General features: G+C 69.1%; 27 protein-coding genes. 10 read left to right on the top strand and 17 right to left on the bottom strand.

The annotated features are described in order from the left end of the window. Positions 1 to 40 precede the first annotated feature (40 nt). Positions 41 to 355 (bottom strand): hypothetical protein, encoded by a 315-nt coding sequence (locus BFN33_RS52265; RefSeq protein ID WP_256122977.1) that lies wholly within the window; start codon positions 353 to 355, stop codon positions 41 to 43. Positions 356 to 525: 170 nt separating this feature from the next. Between BFN33_RS52265 and BFN33_RS38170 the strand changes: the two genes are divergently transcribed. Then, the gene (locus tag BFN33_RS38170) at positions 526 to 987 is read left to right on the top strand and encodes an Lrp/AsnC family transcriptional regulator (protein ID WP_079141225.1); all 462 of its coding nucleotides are present in this window, start codon (positions 526 to 528) and stop codon (positions 985 to 987) included. Positions 988 to 1,239: 252 nt separating this feature from the next. Here the strand turns inward: BFN33_RS38170 and BFN33_RS38165 are convergent, their stop codons facing one another. From BFN33_RS38165 to BFN33_RS53410, 4 genes are all read right to left on the bottom strand, one after another. Beyond that, the gene (locus BFN33_RS38165; RefSeq protein ID WP_069764792.1) at positions 1,240 to 2,670 is read right to left on the bottom strand and encodes an aldehyde dehydrogenase family protein; all 1,431 of its coding nucleotides are present in this window, start codon (positions 2,668 to 2,670) and stop codon (positions 1,240 to 1,242) included. Continuing rightward, positions 2,663 to 3,751 (bottom strand): homoserine dehydrogenase, encoded by a 1,089-nt coding sequence (locus BFN33_RS38160; RefSeq protein ID WP_069764791.1) that lies wholly within the window; start codon positions 3,749 to 3,751, stop codon positions 2,663 to 2,665. Before BFN33_RS38160 ends, BFN33_RS38165 begins: the two co-directional genes overlap by 8 nt. A gap of 447 nt (positions 3,752 to 4,198) precedes the next feature. Then, positions 4,199 to 5,059 carry an MBL fold metallo-hydrolase gene (locus BFN33_RS38155; protein WP_069764790.1) on the bottom strand — a complete coding sequence of 287 codons (861 nt, stop codon included), beginning with the start codon at positions 5,057 to 5,059 and terminating at the stop codon, positions 4,199 to 4,201. Beyond that, on the bottom strand, positions 5,056 to 5,241 hold the full coding sequence (locus BFN33_RS53410) for a hypothetical protein (protein WP_069764789.1): 186 nt from the start codon (positions 5,239 to 5,241) through the stop codon (positions 5,056 to 5,058). The genes BFN33_RS38155 and BFN33_RS53410 overlap by 4 nt, the downstream gene beginning before the upstream one ends. Before the next feature lie 125 nt (positions 5,242 to 5,366). Here BFN33_RS53410 and BFN33_RS38145 point away from each other — a divergent pair, with 125 nt between their 5' ends. Beyond that, positions 5,367 to 5,993: a CGNR zinc finger domain-containing protein gene (locus BFN33_RS38145; protein WP_079141222.1), complete on the top strand. Its 627-nt coding sequence runs from the start codon at positions 5,367 to 5,369 to the stop codon at positions 5,991 to 5,993. A gap of 241 nt (positions 5,994 to 6,234) precedes the next feature. Here BFN33_RS38145 and BFN33_RS38140 read toward each other — a convergent pair whose 3' ends face one another. After that, positions 6,235 to 6,693 carry a helix-turn-helix domain-containing protein gene (locus tag BFN33_RS38140; RefSeq protein WP_069764788.1) on the bottom strand — a complete coding sequence of 153 codons (459 nt, stop codon included), beginning with the start codon at positions 6,691 to 6,693 and terminating at the stop codon, positions 6,235 to 6,237. A gap of 79 nt (positions 6,694 to 6,772) precedes the next feature. Here BFN33_RS38140 and BFN33_RS38135 point away from each other — a divergent pair, with 79 nt between their 5' ends. Next, on the top strand, positions 6,773 to 7,795 hold the full coding sequence (locus BFN33_RS38135; protein ID WP_069764787.1) for an SDR family oxidoreductase: 1,023 nt from the start codon (positions 6,773 to 6,775) through the stop codon (positions 7,793 to 7,795). A 453-nt stretch (positions 7,796 to 8,248) separates the two neighbouring features. Here the strand turns inward: BFN33_RS38135 and BFN33_RS38130 are convergent, their stop codons facing one another. The 3 genes from BFN33_RS38130 to BFN33_RS38120 form a co-directional block, all read right to left on the bottom strand. Further along, positions 8,249 to 8,485 carry a hypothetical protein gene (locus BFN33_RS38130; protein ID WP_107488013.1) on the bottom strand — a complete coding sequence of 79 codons (237 nt, stop codon included), beginning with the start codon at positions 8,483 to 8,485 and terminating at the stop codon, positions 8,249 to 8,251. A gap of 328 nt (positions 8,486 to 8,813) precedes the next feature. Continuing rightward, on the bottom strand, positions 8,814 to 9,275 hold the full coding sequence (locus tag BFN33_RS52780) for a hypothetical protein (protein ID WP_141758031.1): 462 nt from the start codon (positions 9,273 to 9,275) through the stop codon (positions 8,814 to 8,816). Positions 9,276 to 9,287: 12 nt separating this feature from the next. After that, a complete protein-coding gene (locus tag BFN33_RS38120) occupies positions 9,288 to 10,193 on the bottom strand; it encodes a Ku protein (protein ID WP_069764784.1) in 906 nt (301 codons plus the stop codon). A gap of 138 nt (positions 10,194 to 10,331) precedes the next feature. Here BFN33_RS38120 and BFN33_RS38115 point away from each other — a divergent pair, with 138 nt between their 5' ends. From BFN33_RS38115 to BFN33_RS38100, 4 genes are all read left to right on the top strand, one after another. Next, positions 10,332 to 10,613 (top strand): hypothetical protein, encoded by a 282-nt coding sequence (locus tag BFN33_RS38115; protein WP_176742560.1) that lies wholly within the window; start codon positions 10,332 to 10,334, stop codon positions 10,611 to 10,613. Positions 10,614 to 11,179: 566 nt separating this feature from the next. Next, a complete protein-coding gene (locus tag BFN33_RS38110; protein ID WP_069764783.1) occupies positions 11,180 to 14,632 on the top strand; it encodes a DNA polymerase III subunit alpha in 3,453 nt (1,150 codons plus the stop codon). Positions 14,633 to 14,634: 2 nt separating this feature from the next. Continuing rightward, complete coding sequence (locus tag BFN33_RS38105; RefSeq protein ID WP_069764885.1) at positions 14,635 to 15,678, top strand: hypothetical protein; 1,044 nt, start codon at positions 14,635 to 14,637, stop codon at positions 15,676 to 15,678. A gap of 83 nt (positions 15,679 to 15,761) precedes the next feature. After that, complete coding sequence (locus BFN33_RS38100) at positions 15,762 to 16,001, top strand: DUF6207 family protein (protein WP_069764782.1); 240 nt, start codon at positions 15,762 to 15,764, stop codon at positions 15,999 to 16,001. Between the two features lie 121 nt (positions 16,002 to 16,122). Here the strand turns inward: BFN33_RS38100 and BFN33_RS38095 are convergent, their stop codons facing one another. From BFN33_RS38095 to BFN33_RS38070, 6 genes are all read right to left on the bottom strand, one after another. Next, on the bottom strand, positions 16,123 to 16,869 hold the full coding sequence (locus tag BFN33_RS38095) for an SOS response-associated peptidase (protein WP_069764781.1): 747 nt from the start codon (positions 16,867 to 16,869) through the stop codon (positions 16,123 to 16,125). 49 nt (positions 16,870 to 16,918) lie between these two features. Continuing rightward, positions 16,919 to 17,584, bottom strand: a complete 666-nt coding sequence (gene lexA / locus BFN33_RS38090; protein WP_069764780.1) for a transcriptional repressor LexA — start codon at positions 17,582 to 17,584, stop codon at positions 16,919 to 16,921. A gap of 426 nt (positions 17,585 to 18,010) precedes the next feature. Next, a complete protein-coding gene (locus BFN33_RS38085; protein WP_069764779.1) occupies positions 18,011 to 18,397 on the bottom strand; it encodes a hypothetical protein in 387 nt (128 codons plus the stop codon). A 92-nt stretch (positions 18,398 to 18,489) separates the two neighbouring features. After that, positions 18,490 to 19,035: a hypothetical protein gene (locus tag BFN33_RS38080; protein ID WP_176742559.1), complete on the bottom strand. Its 546-nt coding sequence runs from the start codon at positions 19,033 to 19,035 to the stop codon at positions 18,490 to 18,492. Between the two features lie 35 nt (positions 19,036 to 19,070). Continuing rightward, positions 19,071 to 19,910: a tryptophan synthase subunit alpha gene (trpA, locus tag BFN33_RS38075; RefSeq protein WP_069764778.1), complete on the bottom strand. Its 840-nt coding sequence runs from the start codon at positions 19,908 to 19,910 to the stop codon at positions 19,071 to 19,073. 245 nt (positions 19,911 to 20,155) lie between these two features. Continuing rightward, positions 20,156 to 20,674 (bottom strand): hypothetical protein, encoded by a 519-nt coding sequence (locus BFN33_RS38070; RefSeq protein ID WP_069764777.1) that lies wholly within the window; start codon positions 20,672 to 20,674, stop codon positions 20,156 to 20,158. 651 nt (positions 20,675 to 21,325) lie between these two features. Between BFN33_RS38070 and BFN33_RS38065 the strand changes: the two genes are divergently transcribed. Further along, positions 21,326 to 22,039, top strand: coding sequence for a TetR/AcrR family transcriptional regulator (locus BFN33_RS38065; protein ID WP_069764776.1), 714 nt, complete (start codon positions 21,326 to 21,328; stop codon positions 22,037 to 22,039). A 61-nt stretch (positions 22,040 to 22,100) separates the two neighbouring features. Here the strand turns inward: BFN33_RS38065 and BFN33_RS52255 are convergent, their stop codons facing one another. Continuing rightward, positions 22,101 to 22,265 carry a hypothetical protein gene (locus tag BFN33_RS52255; RefSeq protein WP_107488012.1) on the bottom strand — a complete coding sequence of 55 codons (165 nt, stop codon included), beginning with the start codon at positions 22,263 to 22,265 and terminating at the stop codon, positions 22,101 to 22,103. Beyond that, a complete protein-coding gene (locus tag BFN33_RS38060) occupies positions 22,229 to 23,437 on the bottom strand; it encodes a cytochrome P450 (RefSeq protein WP_141758030.1) in 1,209 nt (402 codons plus the stop codon). The genes BFN33_RS52255 and BFN33_RS38060 overlap by 37 nt, the downstream gene beginning before the upstream one ends. Positions 23,438 to 23,727: 290 nt before the next feature. On the opposite strand from BFN33_RS38060, the gene BFN33_RS38055 reads away from it, so the two are divergent. Then, positions 23,728 to 24,504, top strand: a complete 777-nt coding sequence (locus BFN33_RS38055) for a sulfotransferase (protein WP_141758029.1) — start codon at positions 23,728 to 23,730, stop codon at positions 24,502 to 24,504. Between the two features lie 38 nt (positions 24,505 to 24,542). Continuing rightward, positions 24,543 to 25,187, top strand: a complete 645-nt coding sequence (locus tag BFN33_RS38050) for a hypothetical protein (RefSeq protein WP_141758028.1) — start codon at positions 24,543 to 24,545, stop codon at positions 25,185 to 25,187. The last annotated feature ends 24 nt before the right edge of the window (positions 25,188 to 25,211 follow it).

Raw genomic sequence — 25,211 nt, 5'->3', positions numbered from 1 at the left:
GCTAGTGCCCGGTCGGTGGGCCGACATCGTCTTGCCTGCACTACGGCTGCGTCCGGGTGCCGGGTGGGCGCTTCATCGGAGGTTGACTTGCGCCGCTGCCATGACGTTCGCCGGGCGCTCGTCGTTTGGACCAGGACCGTGCGTGCGCGGCGAACAACCGGTCCTGTTCTGCCAGCCACCTCTCACATGCCTCGTCCTCGTCGGCCTCCAGCCACCGGTAGGGGTCAGGAACGCGCTGGCCGTGCAGCTCGTCAGCGACCGGCAGGCGGTCAGCGGCAGGATAGGCCCGGCGATGGGGGGGGGGATCGCGGTGGGTTCCCCGGTAGCGCGGAACCCACCGCCTGCTCAGCCCCAAGACGCCGAAGTTAGTAAGGTCGGGCCTTCCAAAGCACCAGCTCCCCGCCGAGCCGGAACGACCTCGGACGGGTGTCGCCGCCGCGCCGCATCACGGTCTGTGGCACGCCTGCGCTCCGCGTGCCGTGGGGGTTTGCAACCTCGTCCGATTCGCGAAGGAGACGGTCCACCGTGGACGCCATCGACGAAAAGATCATCGCCGAGCTGACCCGCAACGCCCGCATCTCGCATTCCGAACTGGCCAGCAAAGTGCTGCTGTCCCGCAACGCGGTGCGCCAGCGCATCGAACGGCTGGAGCGCCAGGGCCACATCGCCGGCTACACCATCGTCCGCGCCGGTGGCGACACCGGTGATGTCGTCTCCGCGCTCGTACTCGTCTACCGCCAGGACCGTATGCGCGGTGGTGATGTCCTGGCCGCGCTCAAGCGCATTCCGGAGGTCGTCATCTGCGAGATCCTCAGCGGCGACTTCGACATCATGGTGCGCCTGGAGGCGGCCTCGCTGGAACGCATCCGGGGCATCTGGGAGGACATCGCCCAGATGCCCGGCGTACGGGACACGGTCACGGCGCTCACCCTGTCCAGGGTGGTCAACCGCCCGCGAGAAGAGCAGGGTCCGGTGGCAGCGGGGTGAGCAGCGCGGTGGCCTGCTCCCGGCCGAGCAGCCCGCCCTGGACCACGAGGTCCACCACGTCCGTTCCGTCGCGAGGGCCTCTTCACAACCCAGGCGGCGGCCGCGATGTGCGGGGTCAGGGCAGTCGCCGAGCCCACTGATAGGGCGGCCTGCAGGCCAGGTGCTTCCTCGCAGTAACCGGTCTTCCATGGTCCGAACCGCTCCTGCAGGTCGCGCCACTGTCCAGAAAGTCGCGCTCGTCGCGGAAGGCGGTCATTGGACCACCTCACTGATGTGGTTGACGCAGACGACCTTGGGCTGGGTCATCTCCTCGAAGGCGAAGCGCACGCCTTCGCGGCCCATGCTGCCGTACTTGAATCCGCCGAACGGCATGGCGTCGAAGCGGTAGTCGGACGAGTCGTTGATCATGACTCCGCCGGCTTCCAGCAGCCGGGCCGCGTTCAGGGCGCGGTCCAGGCGCGAGGTGAAGATGGCCGCGTGGAGGCTGTAGTCGATGGCGTTGGCCCGCTCGATGGCGTCCTCGAAGGACGCGAACGGCTGCAGGACGACGACCGGGGCGAACACCTCCTCCTGCCAGATCGAGCAGGTGGCCGGGACGTCTTCCAGGACGGTCGGCGCGTACAGGGAGCCGGTGGTGTGGTTGCCGCACAGCAGCACCGCGCCCTCGGCCACCGCCGTGTCGACCTTGGCCCGGGTGGCGGCCGCGGCCTCCTGGGTGATCATGGGGCCGATGTCGGTGCGCTCGTCGAGGGGGTCGCCGACGCGCAGCAGTTTGGTGCGGGCGACGAAGGCGTCGCGGAAGGGCTCGTAGACCTCGTGGGCGATCAGGATCCGCTGGGTGCCGATGCAGTTCTGGCCCGCGGCCCAGAACGCGCCGGAGACACAGGAGGCCACGGCCTCGTCGAGGTCGGCGTCGTCCATGACGATGACCGGGGCGTTGCCGCCCAGGTCCATGGCGAGCTTTTTCAGGCCGGCCGTGCGGGAGATGGCCTCGCCAGTGGCGAATCCGCCGGTGAAGGACACCATGCGCACGTCGGGGGCGGCGACGATCGCGGCGCCGATGTCGGCATTGCCGTTGACGACGGTGACGATCTCCTCGGGCAGGCCGGCCTCGATGAGGGTGTCGACCAGGCGCAGCGCGGACAGCGGCGTCAGCGCGGACGGTTTGAGGATGATCGCGTTGCCGCCGGCGATGGCCGGGCCGAGCTTGTGGGCGACCAGGTTGAGGGGGTCGTTGAAGGGAGTGATGGCGGCGATGATGCCCAGCGGTTCATGGGTGAACCAGCCCTGCCGTTTCTCCGAGCCCTCGTAGGAGTCGAAGGGGATGACCTCGCCGGCGTTGCGCCGCGCTTCGGCCGCGGACAGGGACAGGGTGTTGACCGCGCGGGCGACCTCCTTGCGGGCCTGGGTGATGGTCTTGCCGGCCTCGCTGACGATCAGCTGGGCGAAGGGCTCGGCGCGCCGCTGGATCAGGCGGGCGGCGCGTTCCAGGACCGCGGCCCTGGAGGCGCGGGACAGCGCGGCCGCGGTGCGGCGCCCGCACCTGGCCTGCTGAAGGATGCTGCCGACGGCGCCTGCGTCGACGGTGGGCACCGAGGCGATGACCTCGCCGGTGTAGGGGTTGTGCACGGGCCTCGTGTCGGTGCCGAGTTCGATGCTGGGGGGCACGGCGGTGTCAGACACGGTGAGTCTCCTGGAGAGCGGGACGCGTAGGGGCGGTGTCGTCGTCCGCGTGGCGCTGGTGGATGGCGATGATGTCCGACAGCAGGGCGTAGGCGGTCTCGATGCGGCCAGCGCCCGGCCCGGAGACCGTGACGGTGCCGATGAGGTCGGTGTGGAAGGCGACTGCGTTGACCGGGCCGGAGATCCCCGCGAGCGGGTGCTGAGCGGGCAGGGCGAGCGGGGCGACGCGGGCATCGACGCTGCCGTCCTCGTGGCGGGTGGCGGAGCCGACCAGCTTCCAGCGCAGCCCCTTCGAGGCGGCGTCCCGCACCTCGTGGGGGGTGATCGCCAAGATGCCCTCGCAGAAGACGTCCTCGCGGCGTACGTCAGCGCCGAGGACCTCGTTGGCCAGGATCATGACCTTGAGCTGGACGTCGTGGCCCTCAATGTCCGCAGTGGGATCGGCTTCGGCGTACCCGAGCTCCTGGGCCTCGGCGACGGCCGCCGAAAGCTCGATGCCCTCTTCGAGGCGGCCGAGGATGTAGTTCGAAGTGCCGTTCATGATGCCCTGGACACCTGTGATCTGAAGGCCGGCGAACATGCGCTCGGCGGTGCGCAGGATGGGGGTGCCGCTGAGTACCGAGCCCTCGAACTCGAAGCTGACACCACGCTCGGCAGCCAGCTGCTTCAGCGCGCGGCCGGCGAGTGCGACCGGTCCCTTGTTGGTGGTGCACACGTGCTTGCCCGATTCCAGGGCCCAGCGCACATGGGAGAGGGCGGGCTCGCCGTCGGTGGGGTTGGTGAACGTCGCCTCCATGACGATGTCGGCCGGGACCTCGCGGATTACCCACTCGTTGCGCGGATCAGCGCTTCCGCCCGGCAGGCCCGAGAAGCTCAGCTCCCCGGGCGCGGCGGCCAGCAGCGGCGCCAGATCGATGCCGTCGGTGTCCACCAGGGAACCGGCCCGCAGATCGGTGATCGCCACCACCCGCAGGGCGAAGCCCAGCTCCTTGGCCAGGCGCTCCCCGCTCTGGGATATGAGCTCGGCAAGCGCGCGATTGACGCCGCCGAATCCGATGAGGGCGAGATCGTATCGGCCCATGTGAAAGCTCCTTCACAGTCCGCCGCACCCTTCACAGTGCGGCTGCTCAGAGCCTCGCTGTCCGGCCTGTCCCCTGCTCCATGGCGCAACGACCACCCGGCATGCCGATCTGCACCGTTGTGATGACGATTCGCTCCCCCCGCGTCCGGCGACACGATCGCGGCCCCTATCGGTGCTTCATCTCCAGTCGGTTTCCCGCCGTTGATCTCGGAGTTTTCCGTCCGGCAGCCTCTTGACTCCCCTCCGGGACGCCTGCCCCAGCCCCACCACAAGCCCGTGGACGACCCGAACCGGCTGAACCGGACCGTCGCACCGGAGGAACTGGAGACCTTCACGGCGGCGGTGCGGCGCCACCTGCCCGGACTGGCTACTCGAAGCGGCTGCAGCTGAGGCCGTGGCGAAGGCATAGTGCGGTTTGCCCTGCCATGGACAGGCCGGTGTGGGCTGTCAGTCGCTAAACAGCTGAAGGGCGCTGAGCCAGATTGCCCACGGGTTCACACGCTCGGGGTAGCGCTGCTTCATCGCGTTGAAGAATTCCGCGGGGCTCGTGGACTGCTCGAGGACGACGGCACCGGCGTCGAGATAGCGCCGCGTTTTTTCGATGTCCGATGCGGGATTTCCTCGTTGGGTGTCCTTGTGACTGGCGACCACGAACCGTGGCTTCAGAGCGGATACCTTGTCGAGGGCCCGGTGCCACGCGTCCAGGCCGCCGTCTCGGCCTTCTCCGAGGTACTGGTGCACGTTGTTGTAGACGACGTCACCGGCTACGACCAGGTCCAGTGAGGGCACGTGCAGCACGCTGGTGTCGTCGGTGTCGGAGTGGCCGACCTCGTGCGCGATGAGCTCGTGCCCGTCGAGGAGCAGTCCGTCGGCGGGGAACACGGAACCCTGGACAGTCAGCGGAGGCTCGGGAAGGGCGTCGCCGAAGATGTCCCTGTAGACACCGGTCAGCACTCCACCGGGCGTCTGGCGGGCGATGCCCGCAAGCACCGCGTCGCTCGCCACAACCGTTACGTCGGAGAACCGGCGGAGCAGGTAGTTCGTGGTTGCGAAGTGGTCGAAGTGAGCGTGGGTGACATAGATGTAGCGCAGCGCCACATCGTGGCTTTCCACCCATTTGATGAGCGTGTCGGCCTGCCCGCGTGTGACGGGCGGGTCGGTCAGCAGCGCCTCGTTCTTCCCGTAGATGAGCGTGTGGGACATCGATGACCACAGCGACGGCCCGTCGTCGGGCCGTGGCGGAGCCGCGACCGTAACCGGCTCCATGTCCGAGACGAAGACCTCGTAGCGTAGATCGGTGCTGCTCATCGGAATTCCGCCCGTCCGCCGGCTGCCGCGAGGTTCTCCCGCCGCGGCAGGTGCTTGCCGTACGCGGTGCCGGCGAAGTACATCGCGACACCGTCCTCCACCACGCCGCTCGCTGCGGACGTCGGCGCATGGACCGTCCGCCTCAGGCCGGTGTTCCCTCTGTCCGGATAGGTGATCACCATCGATCCTCTCCATCGTCGTGACATAAGCGTATGGCTGACACTTCTGTCATAACAAGGGCTGGACGTTCCCTCTCTTAGCCACGATGACGTCGGCATGGCGCATACAAAATGGGTACAGTTATGTCATGGAGAAGCATGGGAAGGGTGATCCCGACATCGGCGCCGCGCATGCAGGCAGCGACGGCGACGACCGCTTCGGCGTCGCGGTGGCGCCCGGTGAGCTGCGGATCGTTCAGGACCTGCTGAACACCGCGTCCATCCGGAGCGCCGGTGGCGATGTTCCGGACCTCCTGGACGCGCCGGATACCGCAGCGCGGTGGCTGGACGCCTACGGGATCGCGGGCGACAGCCCAGGCCTGAGCGATCTCCGGACGCTGCGTGACGCCATACGGCGGTCGTTGGCGGAGCGCGACCACGGCCCAAATCACGACGACGACGCCAGGCCGGCAGCCGTCGAATCAGCCGCACACGTGCGACTCGAATCCGACGGGACCGTGAGAGTCGTACCGGGCTCGGTGGGCATTCCCGCACTCGGCCAACGGGTACTCCTGGCAATCTACGATGCCCAACTCGGTGGAACGTGGAGCCGCTTGAAGCTGTGCCGTAACCCGCTGTGCGCGGTGGCCTTCTGGGACAGCTCCCGCAACACCAGCGGCGTCTGGCACGACGCGCGCACCTGCGGCAACGTCGCCAACCTACGCAAGTCGCGTGCGCGGCGCGCGGGACCCGGCCGGAACCTCCCGACAGGTTGACCGGACCAAGAGGTACTACAGAAGCCGTACATGGGGTGACTGTCGGCTGGTCTGGTCGTGGGGAAGAGACAGCCGCGGCCGTGGATCGTGTCGGGTGAACTGCGGTCGCTGATCGAGCCGTTGCCGCCGGAGCCGGGACCGAAGCTGAAGTAGGGCGGCCGCGGCTGCCGGGCCGGCAGGCTTGGTGCGGGATCCTGTTCGTGCTGCACACCGGCATCGCGTCGTGGAACGGGAAACCGCGCTACTTCCTGCCAGAGGAGGCGGCGGTCGGAATCAGCGCCACGGAGCTTTCGTCGACTTCGTTTCCCTCGTCGTCGATGAACCCGACGCGCACCGGTCGTCCGGTGCCCTCGACCTGGCGCAGGATGCTCGGCCCGTCCGGCCACGGCAGGTGCTTGTCGCCCCATTGCTGCAGGGCGAGCAGGACGACGAGGAGTTCCCGGCCCGCATCCGTGAGCACGTACGAGAAGCGGGCCCGCTCCCCCGGCTCCCGGTAGGGCACCTTCTCCATCACGCCGTGTGCGACCAGTGTGTTCAGGCGTTCGGTGAGAACGTCGGGCGCCACACCGAGTCCGCTGCGGAACTCCGAGAAGCGGCTCGACCCCGCCACGGCCTCGCGCAGGATCAGAAACGTCCAGCGCTCGCCCAGCACGCCCAGGCTGCGGGCGATGGCGCAGCTGTCATTCGGAATCTTGCCCATGCTGCAAGCCTACCCTGGGTTGCTTCTTCCAACCCAGGGGGTCTAAGTTGGGAAAACCTATCCAGCAGGGAGTTGCGTCATGCAGATCGAAGGACAGACAGCACTGGTCACCGGGGCGAACCGCGGCCTTGGACGGCACCTGGCGAAGCAGTTGCGCGACCGCGGCGCCACCGTCTACGCGGCAGCCCGCAACCCCGCAGAAGTCGACCTCGACGGCGTGAAGCCGATCGCCCTCGACGTGACCGACCCCGCCTCCATCGCCGCCGCCGCAGAGGCGACCGGCGACGTGTCGATCCTGGTCAACAACGCCGGCTCGGCCACCAACGCGTCACTGCTGACGGGCGACCTCGCGGACATCCGCCTGGAGATCGACACCCACTACCTCGGCACCCTGGCGGTCACCCGGGCCTTCGCCCCGCAACTCGGCTCCCACGACAGCAGCGCGGTGCTGAACATCCTCTCGGTCGCCTCCTGGATCAACTACCCCTCGTTCGGCGCCTACAGCGCCGCCAAGTCGGCCTCCTGGTCGATGACGAACGGGCTGCGCCAGGAACTCGCCCCGCAGGGCACCCAGGTCTCGGCCCTGCACGTCGGATACATGGACACCGACATGACCACCGGCCTCGACGCGCCGAAGGCCGACCCCGCCGACATCGCGCGCATCGCCCTCGACGGTGTCGCCGCCGGCACCCCTGAGATCGTCGCCGACGAGACGAGCAAGACCGTGCTCGCGGCTCTGTCCGGAGGCGTCGGCGCGCTCTACCCGCAGTTCGGGACACGGAATCCCACGCCCGCTTACGTCGTCGTCAACTTCGATGTGCTCGACCAGGAGGCCGGCGCGGCCTACGCGGCCGTGGCCCAGCAGTCCATCCGCAACCACGGCGGCCATTACCTGATCGGCGGACCCACGCCCAAGCCCGTCGAAGGCACCTGGGACTCCTCCGGGTTCGTGGTCATCGAGTTTCCCGACATGGACCGGATCCAGGAGTGGTACGACTCCGCCGACTACCGGCGGGCCCGGGAAATACGAAAGGACAAGGCCCGCGTGACCATGCTGTTCGCCGAGGGCACACCTCCTGAGGGCCTCTCCCGCCCGGCCTAGCCCTGCCACTGATGCGGTGACGGTGACCGGAGAGGACTGCCGGGAAGGGCACAAGGCGTCCGACGCGGTGCACGCCGAGCGCTGATTCGCCAAGATCGACCCCCTATCGTGCCCTACCCGCGTGTACACATCCGGGCCGACGGCCGCCAGGCCGGATCGGTCCTGCTCGTAGAGACGGTCCGCAAGGTCGTCCTGGCCATGCGATATCCGCGGCTCTGGCGCCGTGGCGGAAGCCCCTTGGCGCTGGTGCTCGACGGGGACTGCCTTGCGGACCGCGCGGAGAACGCTCCGTGGGGACCGAAACCGAAGGGGCCGCCCAGGGCGTCACTCACCGCTGAGTTGACGGCCGCGCGGCCCTATTCCTTCTTCGGCTCCCCGAGCCATCGGCGGCGAACGCGTCCCGTCCTACGGCTCGCCGCCTGAGACACCTTGGGGCTGAGACACCCCCACAGGTCACATAACACCGTCGAGTGCGGTGTCGTCGGGCAAGTCGGCGGCTGCGGCAACAATCTCGGGAAACGCCCCGGTCAGGTCGCCTCCGGCGCGGGAGCGGATCAGTACCCGACCGCCGGACCAGCGGCCCACCAGTGCCCGGTAGCCATCCCACTTCGGCTCACCCGCCCACCCCGGCAGCAGCACAGGGTCGGGCGCAGAGGCGGCGAGCATCGGTTCCGGAAGCGTCCACGTCACAGCCCCATGCCTTCACCCAGACCGCCCTGCCGCAATCCGAGTGACGGGTGCACACCCGACCACAGGCCCGACCATGGCCTCGGGCACCCCGCCCATGGGGCCGACCACGGCAGGTCAGCGCGTCGGCGTGCCGTTGGTGGTGACGGGGCAGCCGCTGCGCGGGTGCCTGGTGCGGATGGTGCGCGTCCAGGTCGGCGCTGCCCACGGCGTGCTGATTGAGCAGCTCCTCGATGTCGATTTCCTGGAGCGCACGCAGGAGCGGTACCTGGCGCGCACCCGCCGGTGGATCGCTCAGGAGGAGCAGCGCGAGACCGGGCCAGGGCGTCCGTCAGCGGTTGGCTTGGTAGTAGGCGTCCCAGGCCTGCTTCTGCCAGAACAGCACAAGGAAGAGGACCAGGAGCAGCTCGTCGGGCAGTGCATTGTCTGCGCCTTCCAGCTGTGCATGCGCGGGTTGGCTCCCGCCTCGGTCATAGAGGATCTGCAGCGGGCCGACGGCACAGACGCGGCCGGCGTGGTCGTACCTCAGTGCATAGGGGCCGATGCGCTCCAGGTGGGATCGGCGGTGTTCACAGTTCCACTGACCCACGGTGCGCGGCAGGCTGGACCACCGGCGATATGTGATCTCGACGCCGCCTACCGCCCGCAGAGTTGAACTGAAGCGCTGATATTCGAGTGCCCATGAACCCAGGGCACGCGGCGTTGTGTCCATCCACTCCCGCTGGCCGTAGGTGATCGCCACACCATCGATGGCACGTAATAGCCCTTTGTCATACGTCAGCTCGATGTTCATGTTGCGACCCACCTAGGCGCTGCGCGGTCGACGCCCCGGCGTCTTCGTGGCCGTCCTCTTGGCTGGCTGCTTCTTCGCCGTGGGTTTCTTGGCGGCGGCCTTCCCTTTCGACAAATCGCGCACGTCGGCGGCTTCGCCGCGCGAGGACCTGGCCTTTTTGACCGACTCGTTGAGCGCGGCCATGAGGTCGAGGACCTGGGCCGGCTGTTCGGGCGTCGGCGCCTCGGGGAGCTCGCGGTCGTCCCGCTTGGCTTCGATGACTTTCGCGAGGGCGTCCGTGTAGGCGTCCTCGAACTCCGGGCCGTCGAGGTCGTCGCGGCTCATCGACTCCATGAGGGCGAGCGCACCCTCGATCTCCTCGTCGGACACCTTCTCGTGCGGCGGATCGACCACGGCTGGATCGCGGACTTCGTCCGGCCAGCGCATCGCATGCAGCACGATCACGTCATCGCGGATCCGCAGCAGACCGAGGCGTTCCCGGCCCGACCACGCGTACTTCGCGATCGCCACCTTCGACGAGCGGCCCAGGGCTTTCACCAGCAACTTGTACGGTTTCGCGGCGACCGGCTGGGCGGGCTGGAGGTAGTAGCCGTCGCCGATCCGGATCGGATCAATGGAGTCCAGCGCCACGAAGGCGACGATTTCGATCGCCTTCGCGGTCGGCAGCGGCAGCTCGCTCAGTTCTGCTTCGGAGATCGGGATGACCTGGGTCTTGCTGAGCTCATACCCCTTGCTGATCTCCGACTGGGTGATCTCCCGGTCCTCCAGTTCGCAGACCTTCCGGGTACGAACCCGGCCCATGTCGGCGAGGTGGTACTGGTGGAACTGAATGCTGTGGTTTTCGGTTGCCGACAGCACGGCGATCGGTACCGTGACCAGGCCAAACGTGATCGCGCCGCTCCAAATGGTTCGGGGCATGACTGTCCTCCGCGTGAGCCCCGAGCAGGATCAGGCTATGTCACAACCGGCTCCCGTACATATCAGCTCAAAATGTGCGAATGGGTTGTGGTGATCCAAGGAACACGGCCACGGTCAGCCTTCACAAACGGAGCCGCAATGATCATCAAGAGAATGCACGACATGGGCCTCCGCAGCGAACACGCCTACACCGCAGCCATGGTCTCCATCGGCCTGTCCATCTTCACTTGGGCCACCAGCCTCAAAGCCGAACCCGGCGCCCACGCAGACCTCGCACGCGCCGACCGATGGGGCATCTTCGTCGGCGAATGGGCACCCACCTTCTTCGGCCTCGGCGTCGCCCTCTCCCACTACGAACAATCCGAAGGCAACCTCGGCGCCAGCGTCCACGAAATCCGCGAACAGAAGCAGGCCAGTTGAACCCCCTTCGCGAGCGTGCCCGCCTCTGGACCAAGGGGCGGGCCCTCATCAACTTGAGGGCAGCCGCAAGCCCTCCCGTGGGGAGGACCGGGAGGAGCGGCGGGCCCCGCCGAAGCAGGACCTGAACGGGGGTCTCACCTGGGGTGGACTGATCCCGCGCGATCAACGATGCACGACAAACCAGCCACACGATAGAGGCGTGACCGGAAGTAGTTCATCGGGCGATGTCCGTGCCGCCAGCTATTTCGCCCCGGGAGAGGACGAGGGGGGCGCCTCGCTTGGCCGGGGGCAGTCCGTTGAGGGCCATCAGGGGCCTCCTTCCGGGGCGGGGCTGCGGGTACGGCGTTGGTAGTCAGGGGTGGGAACCCGGGCGTGGCGCGAGCCGCAACGGGTGCCGGTTGCGTGGTGGAGAGGCCATGCCGGCCAAGAAGACCACGAAGAAGGCGACTGCACGCCGATCACGCAGAGCCTGATGGATCTGAACTTGTTCGTACACTTGTGCGATTCCGCGTTATGGTGGGTACCTGGAGAGGACGCAGGTCAGGGAGGGACGGCAAAGACGGGAGGTGCGCAGCGGTGGATTTACTCATCTGCACGTCGCCTCCGGCTATTCGGCCCGCTATGGCGCCTCCCTTCCCGGCGCCCTGGTGCAGCGCGCTGCCGAGCGCGGGATGACGACGCTCGCACTGACCGACCGGGACACCGTCGCGGGTACGGTCCGCTTCGCCACCGCCGCCGCGGCCGCCGGTATCCGTCCCGTCTTCGGTGTCGACGTCGCCGTCGCCCCGCTCACGTCGCCGGACCCGGCTGCCGGACGGCCCCGTACACCGGTGCGCGGCGGTGCGCACGTGATCGAGCCGCCGCTGCGGATCACTCTGCTCGCGCAGAACGCGGCCGGGTGGGCGCGGCTGTGCCGCCTGGTGTCCGCCGCGCACGCCGAGGCAGACGGTGAGGCGCCGGTCGTGTCCTGGCCCACCTTGCGCGAGTTCGCCGACCAGGACCTGGTGGTGCTGCTCGGCCCGTCCTCCGAACCGGTGCGTGCCCTGTCCGCGGGCCGCCCCGACGTCGCCGAGCAACTGCTCGCGCCGTGGCGGGACCTCGCGGGAGCGCGGCTGCGGCTGGAGGCCGTGTACCTGGGAAGAGAGGGAACCGGCGCGGGCTCACTGCGGCTGGCCGCGCGCACGGTGGGCTTGGCCGACCAGCTCGGCGTGCCTGCGGTGCTGTCGAACGCGGTCCGCTACGCCGACCCCGGCCAGCATCGGCTGGCCGACGTGCTGGATGCGGCCCGGCTGTTGCGGCCCATCGACCGCCGCCGCTTGGACGGCGGCGAACGCTGGCTGAAGGACCCGCCCGTCATGGCGGCGGCCGCCGACCGCATCGCCCGCGCCGTCGGCGACGACCGATCCCGGACGGCCCGCCTCCTGGCCGAGACCGAGGCCACCGGCCAGTCCTGCACCCTCACCCCCGCCGACCTCGGGTTGGGCAGACCACATTTCCCCGAACCGTCCGTCGTTGGCGCAACCGGCGAGCGGTGTTCGGCGATGCGGCTGCTGCGACAGCGATGCGAGGCCGGGATGGTTGCCCGCAGCCTGGACACGGACACCCGCGCCGTACAGCAGCTCGACTACGAGTTGGATGTCATCGGCCGACTCGGGTTCGAGGCGTACTTCCTGGCTGTCGCCCAGGTGGTCGCGGATACCCGGGCACTGGGCATCCGGGTTGCCGCCCGGGGCTCAGGCGCAGGGAGCATGGTCAACCATTCATTGTTCGTCGCCACGGCCAACCCTCTTGATCATCACTTGCTGTTCGAGCGCTTCCTCTCGGAGCGCCGTACATCGCTTCCGGACATTGACCTCGACGTAGAGTCCGAACGGCGCCTGGAGGTGTACGACGCGATGATCGAGCGGTTCGGGCGGGAGCGGACCGCGGTCACCGGCATGCCCGAGACCTACCGGGCCCGTCACGCCCTGCGCGACACCGGCCTTGCTCTCGGGATCCCGCCACAGGTCATCGGTGAGATCGCCAAGAGCTTTCCGCACATCCGGGCCCGGGACATCCGTGGTGCGCTGGCCGAGCTGCCGGAGCTGCGGCAACTCGCCGCCCAGGCAGAGACGTTCGGGCCGCTGTGGGAGCTCGCCGAGGGCCTGGACGCGCTGCCCCGCGGCTATGCGATGCATCCGTGCGGGGTGATTCTGTCGAACGCGGCGCTATTGGACCGGCTTCCGGTGCAGCCGACCCCGGCTGGCTACCCGATGGTGCAGGCCGCAAAGGAAGAGGTCGAAGATCTTGGTCTCCTGAAGCTCGACGTTTTGGGCGTGCGCATGCAGTCCGCGATGGCGTACGCGGTCGCCGAGATCCGCCGTACGACCGGACGCCTGCTCGATCTGGACAATCCCGATCACGTCAGCCTGAACGACCAGCGGGCCTTCGAGATGATCCGCGCCTCCGACACTGTCGGCCTCTTTCAGCTGGAAAGTCCTGGTCAGGCCGATTTGGTGTCACGCCTGCAGCCGCGGCACATGCAGGACGTCGTCGCGGACATCAGCCTCTTCCGGCCCGGTCCTGTCAGTGGTGGCATGCCGGCTCTCTTCATCGCGGCTCGCCACGGTGCGGCGCCGAGATACGCGCACCCGGACTTGGAGCCGATCTTGTCCGATACGTACGGCGTGGTGATCTGGCATGAGCAGATCATCGCCATCCTTTCCGGGATGACCGGCTGCGACCGTGCTGCCGGCGATGTCGCCCGGCGCGCCCTGGCCGACTCCGACCGGCTGCCGAGGGTCGAGGCCTGGTTCCGTCGTACGGCCGGGGAGCGCGGCTACGCCAAGGACGTGCTGGACGAGGTGTGGGAGACCGTGTCCTCCTTCGGCGCGTACGGCTTCTGCCGCGCGCACGCGGTGGCCTTCGCCGTCCCCGCTCTGCAGTCCGCGTATCTGAAGGCGCACTTCCCGGCGTACTTGTATGCGGGGCTGCTGGAGCACGATCCGGGTATGTGGCCGCGCCGCGTCATAGTCGCCGACGCCCGCCGCCACGGCGTCCCAGTGCTGCCCGTCGACGTCAACCACTCCCGCGGGCAGCACAGTGTGGAGCAGACCGACAAGGGCTGGGGGGTCCGCCTGGCGTTCTCCACCATCAAGGGCATCAGCGAGGCGGAGACCGCGCGCCTGGTGGCCGGTCAGCCCTACACCGGACTGCAGGATGTGTGGCTGCGCGCCCGCCCGTCCCTGCCGCTCGCGCAGCGTCTGATCCGCATCGGCGCCCTCGATGCCCTCTCCCCCGGCCTGACCCGGCGGGACCTGCTGCTGCAGGCCACCGAACTGCACCGGCAGTCCCGCAACCGCACCGCCACCGACGGGCAGCTGCCGCTGGGCGGCGAGCTGGCGACCGCGGCGTCGAGCGGCCTGCCGGAGATGACCAGCCGCGACATGCTCGGCGCCGAACTCGACACCCTGTCCATCGATGTGAGCCGGCATCTGATGGAGCACCACCACCGGCTGCTGCGCGAGCTCGGCGCTACCGACGCCGCCCACCTGCGCGCCCTTTTGCCCGGACAGAAGGTGCTGGTCGCGGGGGTGCGGGCCTCCACGCAGACGCCGCCGATCCCGTCCGGCAAGCGCGTCATCTTCACCACCCTGGAGGACGGCTCCGGCCTGGTGGACATCGCCTTCTTCGAGGACTCCCACGAGAACGTCGCGCACACCGTGTTCCACTCCGGGCTGCTGCTGGTACGCGGCACCGTCACCGCCCGCGGCCCGCGCCGCACCGTCGTCGGCGAGATGGCCTGGGACCTGGACGAGGTGGCCGCCGCCCGCCGCGACCACGGCCCCCAGGCCGCCCTCGACCTCCTCGGCCGCACCGGCCCGGCCCCCACCCCCGCCCAGCCGGCCACGCCCCAGCGCACGCTCGCCGACGGCACGGCCGGGGCCCGGCTCCACCCCTATGCCGACCTCCAGCCCGCCGGCACCCGCTCCGCGGACCTGAAACGGCTCGGCCACCGAAGCCAGGGAAGCGCAGGGTGATCATGAACCGCAGCATCCTCCGTCTCTCCTTCGACCCGCCGCCCGACGCCGACCCTGAACTCCCGGAACGGCTGCGCCACTTGCTGGAGGACTTCACGCCGCGCGTGCAGATGCTCGAGGACGGTGCCCTCCTCGACCTCACCGGGGCGATGCGCTGGTGGCAGCGCGATGCCCGCGGCATCACCGAACTCGTCCAGCTCCGCGCCCTCGCCCACTTCGGGGTGCGCAGCGCGGCGGGCGTGGCCGGCACCCCGATGCTCGCCACCATGGCCTGCGCCCTCACACCGCTGGGGCGGCGCACCGTCATCGACGACTCCCCCGAGGCGATCGCAGCGTTCCTGCGGCCCCGGCCCGTACGGGAACTGCCCGGCGTGGGCACGAAGACGGCGGCAACGCTCGCCGAGTACGGCCTGCACACCGTCGGCGACGTCGCCGACGTCCCCCAGCACACCCTGCAGCGCCTCCTTGGTGCCCGTGCCGGCCGCGCCCTCCACGAGCACGCCCACGGTCACGACACCCAGGTCGTCGACCCCACCCCGGCTCCGGCGAGTCTCAGCACGGAACACCGCTTTGCCCGGGACGAACTCGACCCCGCCGCCCACCGGCGCACGCTGCTCGCGCTCGCCGACGACCTCGGCGCCCGCCTGCGCGCCTCCGGCCAGATCGCCACCGGCGTGACCTGCACCATCCGCTACGCCGACGGCAGCGCCACCCGCCGCAGCCGAACCCTGCCGGAAGCCACCCAGCACACCCTCCTTCTGGCCCGGACCGCGTATGCGGTGTACGACTCCCTCGGGCTCCAGCGCGCCCGGGTCCGCAGCATCGCGCTGCGGGCCGACGCGCTTCGGCCCGCCGCCCGGGCCACCCGGCAGCTCACCCTCGACGCAGGCGACGACAAACCCCTCGCACTCGAAGCCGTCGCCGATCGTGCCCGCACGCGCTACGGGCACCAGGTGATCTACCCGGCCGCCCTCGCCGTCAGCTCACGTCCTCTGGCAGCCCGTCGGGACCGCGGCGGCCATCCAAGGGAGGGGCTGGGACGCTAGCTCTCGCCACGGACAACTCGCCCGGTCGGGTGAATCGGGAGTTTGAACAGAACTAGGCCGGCCACGGACACGTACTGACAGACGTGGATCCGATTCGAGAATTGCACTTGTCCGAACCCGGCCTGCTCGTCGTCGACGTCGCCGGAGCCGACGAAGCGACCGTGATGGCCTTCCAGAACGCCGTCACCCGGACGTGGGCAACCGCACCGGCCGAGCATATGACGCGGGAACCGGGTCAGCCCGGCGTACGGATCCGCCTGTACGCCGATCTCCGGCAGGCGCTCCCCGGGCCCGTGGAGGCGGCGGAGTCCGGGATGCAGTGAGGCTGGCTCCGTCGCTACGGGGGGAAACGACGGAGCCAGCCTGGCTCTACGGTGCCACACCTGAGTGCCACATGCTCGCTCCTGAGCAGAAGTCGCCTGCACAGGAGTTATCTGAGCGCCTTCAAGGGGTGAGTTCGTCCAGGAGTTGGGGTCCGTTGTTGCGGACGTTGTTGACCGCGGTGGAGACCGGGCGGGCGTCGAGGTGACCGCCGGCCGGCTGGTCGAGCAGGGTCCGCAGTTCGTCGGGATCCTGGTGAGTGGGGTCGAGCCAGGCGTCGAAGTGCTCGGGGGTGAGGGCGAGCGGCATGCGGGGATGGACCCGGCCGGCCGCGTCAGTGGCTTCGGTGGTGATGATGGTGCAGGTCATCAGCCAGGCGGCCGGGTCGTCGTCCCGCTTCACGGCCGGGTCGCGCCAGTACTCGTACAGCCCAGCGAGTGCCATCACCTCGTCGTCCTCGGGGCGGATGAAGTAGGGCTGCTTGCGGGCCTTGCCGGTGGCGGGGTCCTTGACCTGCTGCCACTCGTAGAAGCCGTCGGCGGGCAGCAGACAGCGGCGGCGGGTGAACGCGCGACGGAACGCAGGCTTTTCGTGCACCGTCTCGACCCGCGCGTTGATCATCCGGGCGCCGATCTTCACGTCCTTCGCCCACGACGGGACCAGGCCCCAGCGCAGCGGCCGCAGTTCCCGCTGCACTGCCGCGATGTCGTCCTTGTCGTCGCGGGGTGTGCGCTCGAGGACGGCCCACACGTCGTTGGTCGGGGCGACATTCCAGTTCGGCGCGAGCGTCTCCTTCGCGGGGACGTCGGGCACCTGGAAAAGCGGCGCCAGTTCCTGCGGGCTGCGAGTGGATGCGTATCGACCACACATACCGCCACTCTCGCACCCCCGCGGCGCTGGGCAACCGTGCGACCCGGGTCTACAGCACGCGCAGGACGCCGACGACCTTGCCGAGGATGCGTGCGTCGTCGCCGGGGATGGGTTCGAAGGACGGGTTGCGTGGCATCAGCCACACCCGTCCGTCCTGCCGCCTCAATACCTTCACCGTGGCCGAGTCGTCCAGGAGAGCGGCGACGATGTCGCCGTGGTCGGCGCTGTCTTGCCGCCGCACGGTCACGACATCGCCGTCACAGATCGCCGCGTCGATCATGGAGTCGCCGGACACTGTCAGGGCGAACAGGTCACCCTCGCCTACGACCTGCCGGGGCAGCGAGTAGACGTCCTCGATCATCTCCTCGGCCAGCAGGGGCGCACCGGCCGCGATCCGGCCGACGAGCGGCACGTCGACGGGGGCCACGCCCCGGCCTCCAAGGTCGGGTGCCCACGACGGCCGCACGCGGTAGGCGCGGGGGGTGTGCGGGTCCCGGTAAAGGACGCCCTTGCCCTCAAGGGCCATCAGTTGGTAGGCGACCGAGGACGTGCTGGCGAGCTCCACGGCCTGGCCGATCTCCCGCATCGACGGCGGATAGCCCTGCCGCAGAACCGCCTCGGTGATGCAGCGGACGATCGCCGCCTGCCGGTCCGTCAGCTCCCCCTCGGCCGTCCGGATGCCCGGGGGCCGGCCTCTCCGTGCAGGATTCTCCATCCGGGGCGCCTCCGTACAAGATCTCTCAGATCGCGACGATAACCCGGCACCCTGCACAAATGGAACACTGTTTCGACTGGCGCGGTATACAGATGAGGGCTTCGCGCCGGGAGTCTTCCGACTCGACGAGGGATCTCCGTCCGCCTAGGGCTTGAGCGCATGCGGGCCCCGACGGGGGATTGTCGGGGCCCGTGACCAGCAGGCTTGCCGCGCTCTCGCCAGAGCAGGTCCAGCGAGGATACGGCGGCCGCGGTGCTCCTGCGGCTTCGTCGCCGCCTCAACTGCGTGGGCGTCGACCTGCCGGGCTCGCTCAGCTCCGCCCCGCCAGAGGAGGGTTGATCCAGTCGATGGCCTCAGCCGGAGGCGTGATCGACGCAGCGCACGGGACGTGGGGGTTTATGCCTTCCGGGTGTGGCCGTCCCGGCGTCAGCCGGCCGTGCCAACGTAGAGCCTCTGGTTCAAGCCGGTAGCCCAGAAGTCGTAGCGGGTCCTCTCCCCCAGGTTCTTGCTGGACTTCACGCACCAGCCCTTGCCCAGGTTGGCCGTCACGCGCCACACGAGCGTGTCCGTGTTCGCGTAGTAGACGCTGACCTTGGGCGCGAAACCGTCCGCGCGGGTGTCGCACACGATCAGCTGGTCGCCGTTCGCGATGAATTGCGCGGTGCCCCTCTTCACGCCGTTCACGTCGACCATGGCCTTGGGTCCGAAGCTCCCCGCTTCAGCCACGCCGGACGTGAGCATGAGGCAGGCGGCAACCGCCGCGCCGATGCCCAGAGTTCGGGCCGCCAGGTTCTTCCGTATCTTCACCGTCATTCCAATCTGATCTGTGTGTTCGTGTGCTCGGGACCGAGGTCTGGGGAGGGGTTCGCCGGACTGCGGCGGGGCGCGCGCGAGGGCCTGGTTCATCAGGTGAGGCGGCCTAGAGCTGTGGTGAGGCCCCAGATCGCTGCGACCAGCGGAATTAGTGCGACGTACGCCAGCGGGCGGCCGAGGAGGGGGTTGCCGGGGTCGGCATGCGAACGGCCGGGAAGCGGAACGGGCGGCGGCAGACGGCGCAGTCGGCGATAGGCGGCTGCGTTGGCCACCAGCGCGGCGGGGGCCGCGGCGACCAGCGACAGGGGGTTCCACCAGCCCAGGCACAAGGTCCGGACCGTGAGTTTGCGGACGAGGGCGGTGCCGCAGGGTCCGCAGAATGGGCCGTCGATGGCCTGCCAGCGCATCCACACCAGCAGGCCCTGGTGGGAGCGCACGGTGACCGCGGCGACCTCGGCCGCGGCACACATGCGGCACCGGGTAGTGAGATCGAGTGCGGGGTTGTCGACGCTGTACCAGGCGACGGCGGGCGTGGCGTCGGTGCACTGCGGAGCGTTGCTCGCGTACCAGTCCGGGAGCGTGTACTGGGCGACGAAGCCGTCGTCGAGGTTGGTGCGCGGCTGATGAGGGAGGCTCACGAAGGGATCTCCGAGTCGCGTCGAGAAGGTGGGGGTCAGGCCGCGGGCCGGCGGGCCTGGCGCACGGCCTGGGCGAAGTCGCGGCATGCGGCCGCGGCGGCTGGGCCGGGGGTGTCGGGTGCGGTCTGCATGCGGCGGATGACGGCGGAGCCGATCACCACGGCGTCCGAAAAGTTCGCGGCTTGGGCGGCCTGCTGGGGTGAGCTGATGCCGATTCCGGTGGCGACCGGAAGGCCGGTGACCTGACGCAGTCGGCGTACCAGGCGCGGCAGATACGGGCTGAGGGGGAGCCGGGTGCCGGTCAGACCGGGCGTCGCGGGGGCGTAGAGCATGCCGGTGGTGGTGGCGCCGAGCTCGGCGAGACGGGCGGAGGATGCGTGCCGCGGGGCCAGGGCCACCGTGTGCAGCCCGGCCTCGGCGGCGGTCTCGCGCCACAGGGGCGCCGCGTGCGGGGGAAGGTCGGGCACGAGCACTCCTGCCCCGCCGGCGGCGGCCAGCTCGCGTGCGAAAGCTCGCGGGCGGTAGGAGCGGATCGGCTCCCAATACGACATGACCACCAGGGCAGTGCTGGTGCGGGCGGTCAAGTCGACGGCGGCTGCGAACAGGTCGCGCATCTGAAAGCCGTCCGAGCCGGCGAGGGCCTGCGCGGCGGCCTGCCGGATCACCGGACCGTCCATCGGGCAGTCGTGGTGCGGGACGCCCAGCTCCAGCACGTCGGCGTGCTCGGCGGCGAGCAGCAGTGCCTCGCGACTGGCGGCACGGTTCGGGTAGCCGACGGGCAGGTAGATGGCGAGCGCAGCACGCTGCTCTTCGCGGCTGGCCGCGAGGGCGTAGTCCAGACGGGCAGCGGACCAGGACAGAGGAGAAGTGCGCATAACGGCCTCTCGGGTCGGCCAGACCTGGTTGGGCAGCTGTGGCGATCCGTGGTGTGACGAGGAAGTGGCTTCCCGGGCCGGCAAGGGTCCGGCCGTGCGGCCGGACCCTTGCCGATGGGCCTGCGCCGCCCGGGGGAAGACGGGCCGACCCGCGGCTGTTGGGTTCACGGAAGGTGCGGTGATCCCAAGAGCCGAGCCGGATGGCCTGTTGGACCGCCGGGCGGGGCAGTCGCAGTCATGGCTGCTCAGGTATTCGGCGAGGCGGGGAAGCCCCACGACTTGTAGCCGCCGCAGCACTGGTGCCAGTCCAGGAGGAGCGTGCCGTCGGCGTACGCCTTGGTGGAGTTGACCTTGGCCTTGATCGTGCCGGTCGTGTACGAGCCGGAGTTGGCGCTGGTCTCCAGCTTCCCCTCGAGGTTGAAGTCCTTCTTCGCCACGGTCGGGTCGGTGCCGCGCACCGACTTCTTCACCACCAGGCGGTACTTGGCGCCGTCGAAGACGTTGGGGTGGGTGTTGTTGAACGTCGGCCCATCCCACTTGATGGTGGCCTTGCCGTAGACGTAGGCGCCGCTGCGTGCGGAGCAGTTCTTGACGGTGACCTTCCAGTTGTCAGGCCACGGTCCCGAGTAGTTGGCCGTGTCGATGGTGTGGGAGCCCTTGGAGCAGTGCCAGCTCAGGGCGGATGCCGGGGCGGCGGACAGCATCGTCGCGGTGCCGGCTACGGCTGCTACGGCGAGGAGTCCTGATCCTGCGCGGCGGGTCACGCGGTGGTGCGTCAAGGGATGGCGCACAGCAACCTCCTGTTGAGGGTGCTGGGGCTCCAGCCCAGGAGGTTGCGCCCAGTCCTGCTGTGAGCAGGACCGGTGCGGCTATCCTGGTGCGAGGCGTGCGACAACACGCCTGCTGTGGCACCCCAGCGGGTTCATGGATTCGAGCTCTGGGTGCGGGCGGCTCTCGCGAGCCGCCACTGGTGGCCGTGTTCTGCGACAACAGGACACGGCCACATTCAGTTGTTGACGGAGCTGACTCGACACGGGTCGAGGGCCGGGGCGTGCCTCTCCCGCGACAACAGGAGAGGCATGTCCCTGCCAGCCATCCAGATGTGCGGCGTTCGGGCCTCGCGGCCCGAGGGGTGTCCGGGCTCACACGCCCTGGATTGCGTGAGTCTCGGAGACGTTCGCCGCCCGCCCAACCCGCAAAAACAAGGTCGGACACCTGGTTTGGTTACAGGGACTCAACCATGTGCGGTGCGAAAGAATCAACGTCGGCGTAGTGGGCGCAGTGATAATGCGACTAACCTCATCGCTTACTGTCCGCACACAGAAGACCAGCACTCGCGGTGAGTGGTCTGCGTCGGTCCGGGCCCCTTGGTGTCCGGCGCCGGGCAGTGACCGGTTTGAATTTCAGGAGGCACGGTGGCACGGCAGCCAGTTCAGGCGCGAGCGCGGGCGAAGTACGACGCGATCTTCAAAGCTGCCGCGGAGCTGTTCGACGAGCAGGGCTTCGCCAAGACGACGGTGGACCAGATCCTGGAGAGGGCGGGCAGCCTCTCCCGGGGCTCCCTGTACAACCTGTGGCGGGACAAGGACGAGCTCGCCTACAGCGTGGTCCAAGAGTCACTGATCATGGATTCGATCACGCTGGGCACGCCTCGTCTGCAGAGCGTCGTCGACGCCTCGATCCTTCTGGCGGTGCTGACGCCCCATGTGACGGTGATCAGGGCCGCGAACCGCCTGGCGACGGAGCAGGGCAAGCCCTTCTTCGGATACCTGTGGCGGACCTACACCCCTGTGATCGCCGAACTGATGAAGGACGCCCGGGACCGGGGCGAACTTCAGCCGGGCCTGGAGCCCGCCGACTGGGCGGCGCTGTGGGTCGACGCGTGGGTCGGCCTGGACCTGCGCTTCCGGGAGAATTACGGCGAGCTCGCGGTCGCGGTTGACCGGCTGAATCAGCAGATGGTGCACGCCGTGGCCACCGCGGAGACGGCGGCGAAGTTGCAGGTCTCCGTCGGGCGTGGCCATGAGCTGGTCCATACCTCTCAGCATGCTGACGCCTACTACACCTCCGTGCAGGGGCAGTTGAAGGAGAAGCGCGGTTCCGCAGAGACGCCCCTTGCCAGGGACTGAACGGCAGGGCGCGAAGGGGGGCGCGATCGACGGTGCCCTTCCCTTCGCGCCCTGCGGTGCGTCAGCCCAGGAGGATGGGAATCTCTGTGAACCCGTTGGCGATGAAGGAGTGCGGCTGGGGCAGCCGTGCGGCGTCGACCGCCAGGCGGGCGTCGGGGAAGCGTTCCAGCCAGCGGGAGACGGCGATGATCACTTCGCGCCGGGCCAGCGGGGCGCCGGGGCACACGTGCGGTCCGTGTCCGAACGCGAGGTGCTTGCGGCGGGTCGGGCGGCGGGGTTGTAGACGCCAGGCGCGGTGTGGACGTCCGGGTCAGTCCCGGCGGCCGCGGCGTGGATCAAGATCGGTTCCCCTTTCCTGAACACCTGGCCGCTTTCGGCATCTTCGAAGTCGCGGACGGCGAAGCGCAGCGGAACGCTGGCGGCCGGCGGCTGTAGCCGCAGGCTCTCCTCCAGAGCGTCGTCCAAGGAGACCTCCCCGCTGACCACGAGGGCGCGCTGCGCGGGATGCGTCAGCAGGTGCACGATCAGCGTGCCGATGGCGTGCACCGTGGTCTCGGTGGCGGCGATGACGACCAGCATCAGCTGGGCCAGGAGATCCTCGTCGGACAGGGGGTTGGCGGCCTGCTCGGCGGCGCGGATCAGGTCACTCACCAGGTCGTCCCCGAGGTGGGCACGCCTGGCGGCCACCATCTCTCCCAGCAGCTCCAGCACGGTTTCCATGGAGCGCTGCATGTCCGCCGGGCCTGCGGAGGTGTCGAACAGTCCCGTCGCCGCCTGGCCGAACTGTCCCATGAGGGCGGACGGTACGCCCATCAGGCGGGTGATGACCTGCTGCGGGATCCGCAGGGCGAATGCGGGCACCAGGTCCACGACGCCGGAGGCCTCCGCAATAGCTTCCAGGTCCTCGAGGGCCTCCTCGACGATGGCCTCGATCACCGGCGTCATCTCCCGCACCCGGCGAGGCGTGAGGCCGGCCTGGATCGGGGCGCGCAGCCGCGCGTGCTCCTCGCCCTCGGCGTTGAGAGCGTTGCGGGGGCTGGCCCACTGGCGGAGCACGCCGTCAACGGCAAGGCTGCCGTCCCGGAAGCCGGGCCAGTGGTCGGCGCTGCGGCTGACGTCGCGGCCCGCGGTCAGGCGCAGCGCCAGGTCGTAGGCGACGATGACCCGGGCCTGCACGCCGCCCGGCAACTCGACCAACGGGGCGGGTCCGTGGTGCTGCAGCGTGCGGCCCTCCACACCATTGCTGCGCCCGGGGACTGATCCCTTCAGCTGGAAAGGGCAGCCGCCTTCGGCGGCGCAGGGCTGCATCGGTGGCCGCGTTCCTGGGCGGTGGATCCTAAGTGCCGCCGGGGTGCCGGACGTCGTGTCGGCGCCCTCCGGATTCTCGATGACGGTCACGGGCGAGCTCCTGACTTTGTTGCACAGAGTGACGATCACGCAGTGTCATCCGTCCGGCGCCAGCGGGACGGAAAGAACATTTGTGCTAAAAGAGTCGAACTTTGCAATTGCATGGATAGGCGACACTCGGCTCGGGCGATGTCCATGAACCGTTCCGAACTAGGTGAGTCACATGATTTGATTTGCGTTCCATCGTCACGGCCGGTGAGCCGGTTAGCAACGGCCCGCATGCCGGGCGCAGTGTGACTGCGAACGCCTAACAACAACGCTCGACAGCACGGGAGAAGCGAGTGAGGAGCCGAAAGCCCGAGCACGACTACGAGCACGTGTGGCAATGGCTGCTGCGGTACTACCGCGGCAGGTTGACGCGACCGGATGCCGGGCTGCCCCCGCTGGTGAGCCGACGGGGCGGGCCGCGCTCCCCGGGCTTACGACAGGTCGACGTGGATGTCCTCCTCGGAGGCGGAGCCGGCGTCTACGCGAAGGTCGAGAACAACGACTTCCGGCCCCAGCCCGAGCTGTTCCTGCGCATCACCGAGCTGCTCAAGTTCAGCCCGTACCACCTGCGGATCGCCTACCTGGACCTGTACGGGGCCGAACCGGTGCTGCCGGTGGAACAGCCCTCCCCGCACTGGCGCAAAGTCCTCAGCGGGCAGAGCGAGATGGCGTGCGCCCTCATGCCCGACGGCCACCTGGTCGCGGCGAACGACGCCTTCGCGGAGCTGTTCGCAACGGGCAGACCGCCGACGAACTTCTGGCGGTGGGCCCTGTGGTCCGAGGAGGCCCAAACAGTCCTCGTCGACCGGGAGAAGTGGGTCGCGCGCCTGGTGACCGAGCTGCGGCTGGCCCAGCACCGCTACCCCGACGACCGTGCGGTGCAGAAGATCTGCGCGGACCTGGAGCGCGATCCCCGGCTGCAGCAGCTCACCGAGTCGCTCGTCGGCCTGGACAACGAAGAACTGCCACTGCGCCACCGGACGCGAGGGCCGGGCACGGCACGGTTCATGGCGTCACACACACCGGCCGGACTCAGCGTCTGGACGGTCCTTTTCGAGGCCGCCGCCTAGAAGCCCGGCCACCACAGTCGACGGGAGGAGACCGGCCGATGTACGTGTTAGTGCCGGACGACATGGAGTTCCTGGTCCGGTTCAACGAGATCGAAAGCCCCCTGCTGACCAGCCTGCGCGACTACACGCTCATGGAGCTGTACGTAGAAGAGGCCGAACTCATCCGCGACGCGCACAAGGCCTGGAGCGACATCCACCGGCAACTTCCCGCCGTGCTCCAGTGGAAGGATCTCCCGGAAGACGGGGCAGCACCGGACCAGGGCGGATACCTCCTGCACAGCCCCCGTGGCCGGCAGCTGACCAGTCTGTACGCCGTGGAAGTAAGTCCCCGCCACCTGGAGACCCTGCGGGCCTGCCACACCATGCTGGCCGAGGCGGAGCAGACGGGCTACGGCCCGCTGGCGAACGCCCTCTTCGCCATCCAGCGCACTGCGGACAACCAGCGCAAACGTCTCCTCGACGGCTACCGCCGGGTGGTGGAGGTCCTCGAACTCAAGGCCCCCTACAACCTGGTCGAGTCCCTGCGGCGGGCGACCCCGACCGGGCCCGAGGCGCCGGCCGTCGGTATCACCCTCAACGGCGAGGAATACGCCTCCTACCAGAAGCTGGGCAAGGACATGGTGGCCGTGCTGAGCGTGGGCGACGATTTCGCCTACCTCCAGCACGCCCGGATGTACGCCTGACCTGCGCGCCCGCAGCGCAGGCCG

This window comes from Streptomyces sp. LUP47B, from assembly GCF_001746295.1.
Lineage (GTDB): Bacteria > Actinomycetota > Actinomycetes > Streptomycetales > Streptomycetaceae > Streptomyces.
The sequence above is the reverse complement of the archived record's forward strand: the minus strand, read 5'-3'. Positions and strand labels throughout refer to the sequence as shown.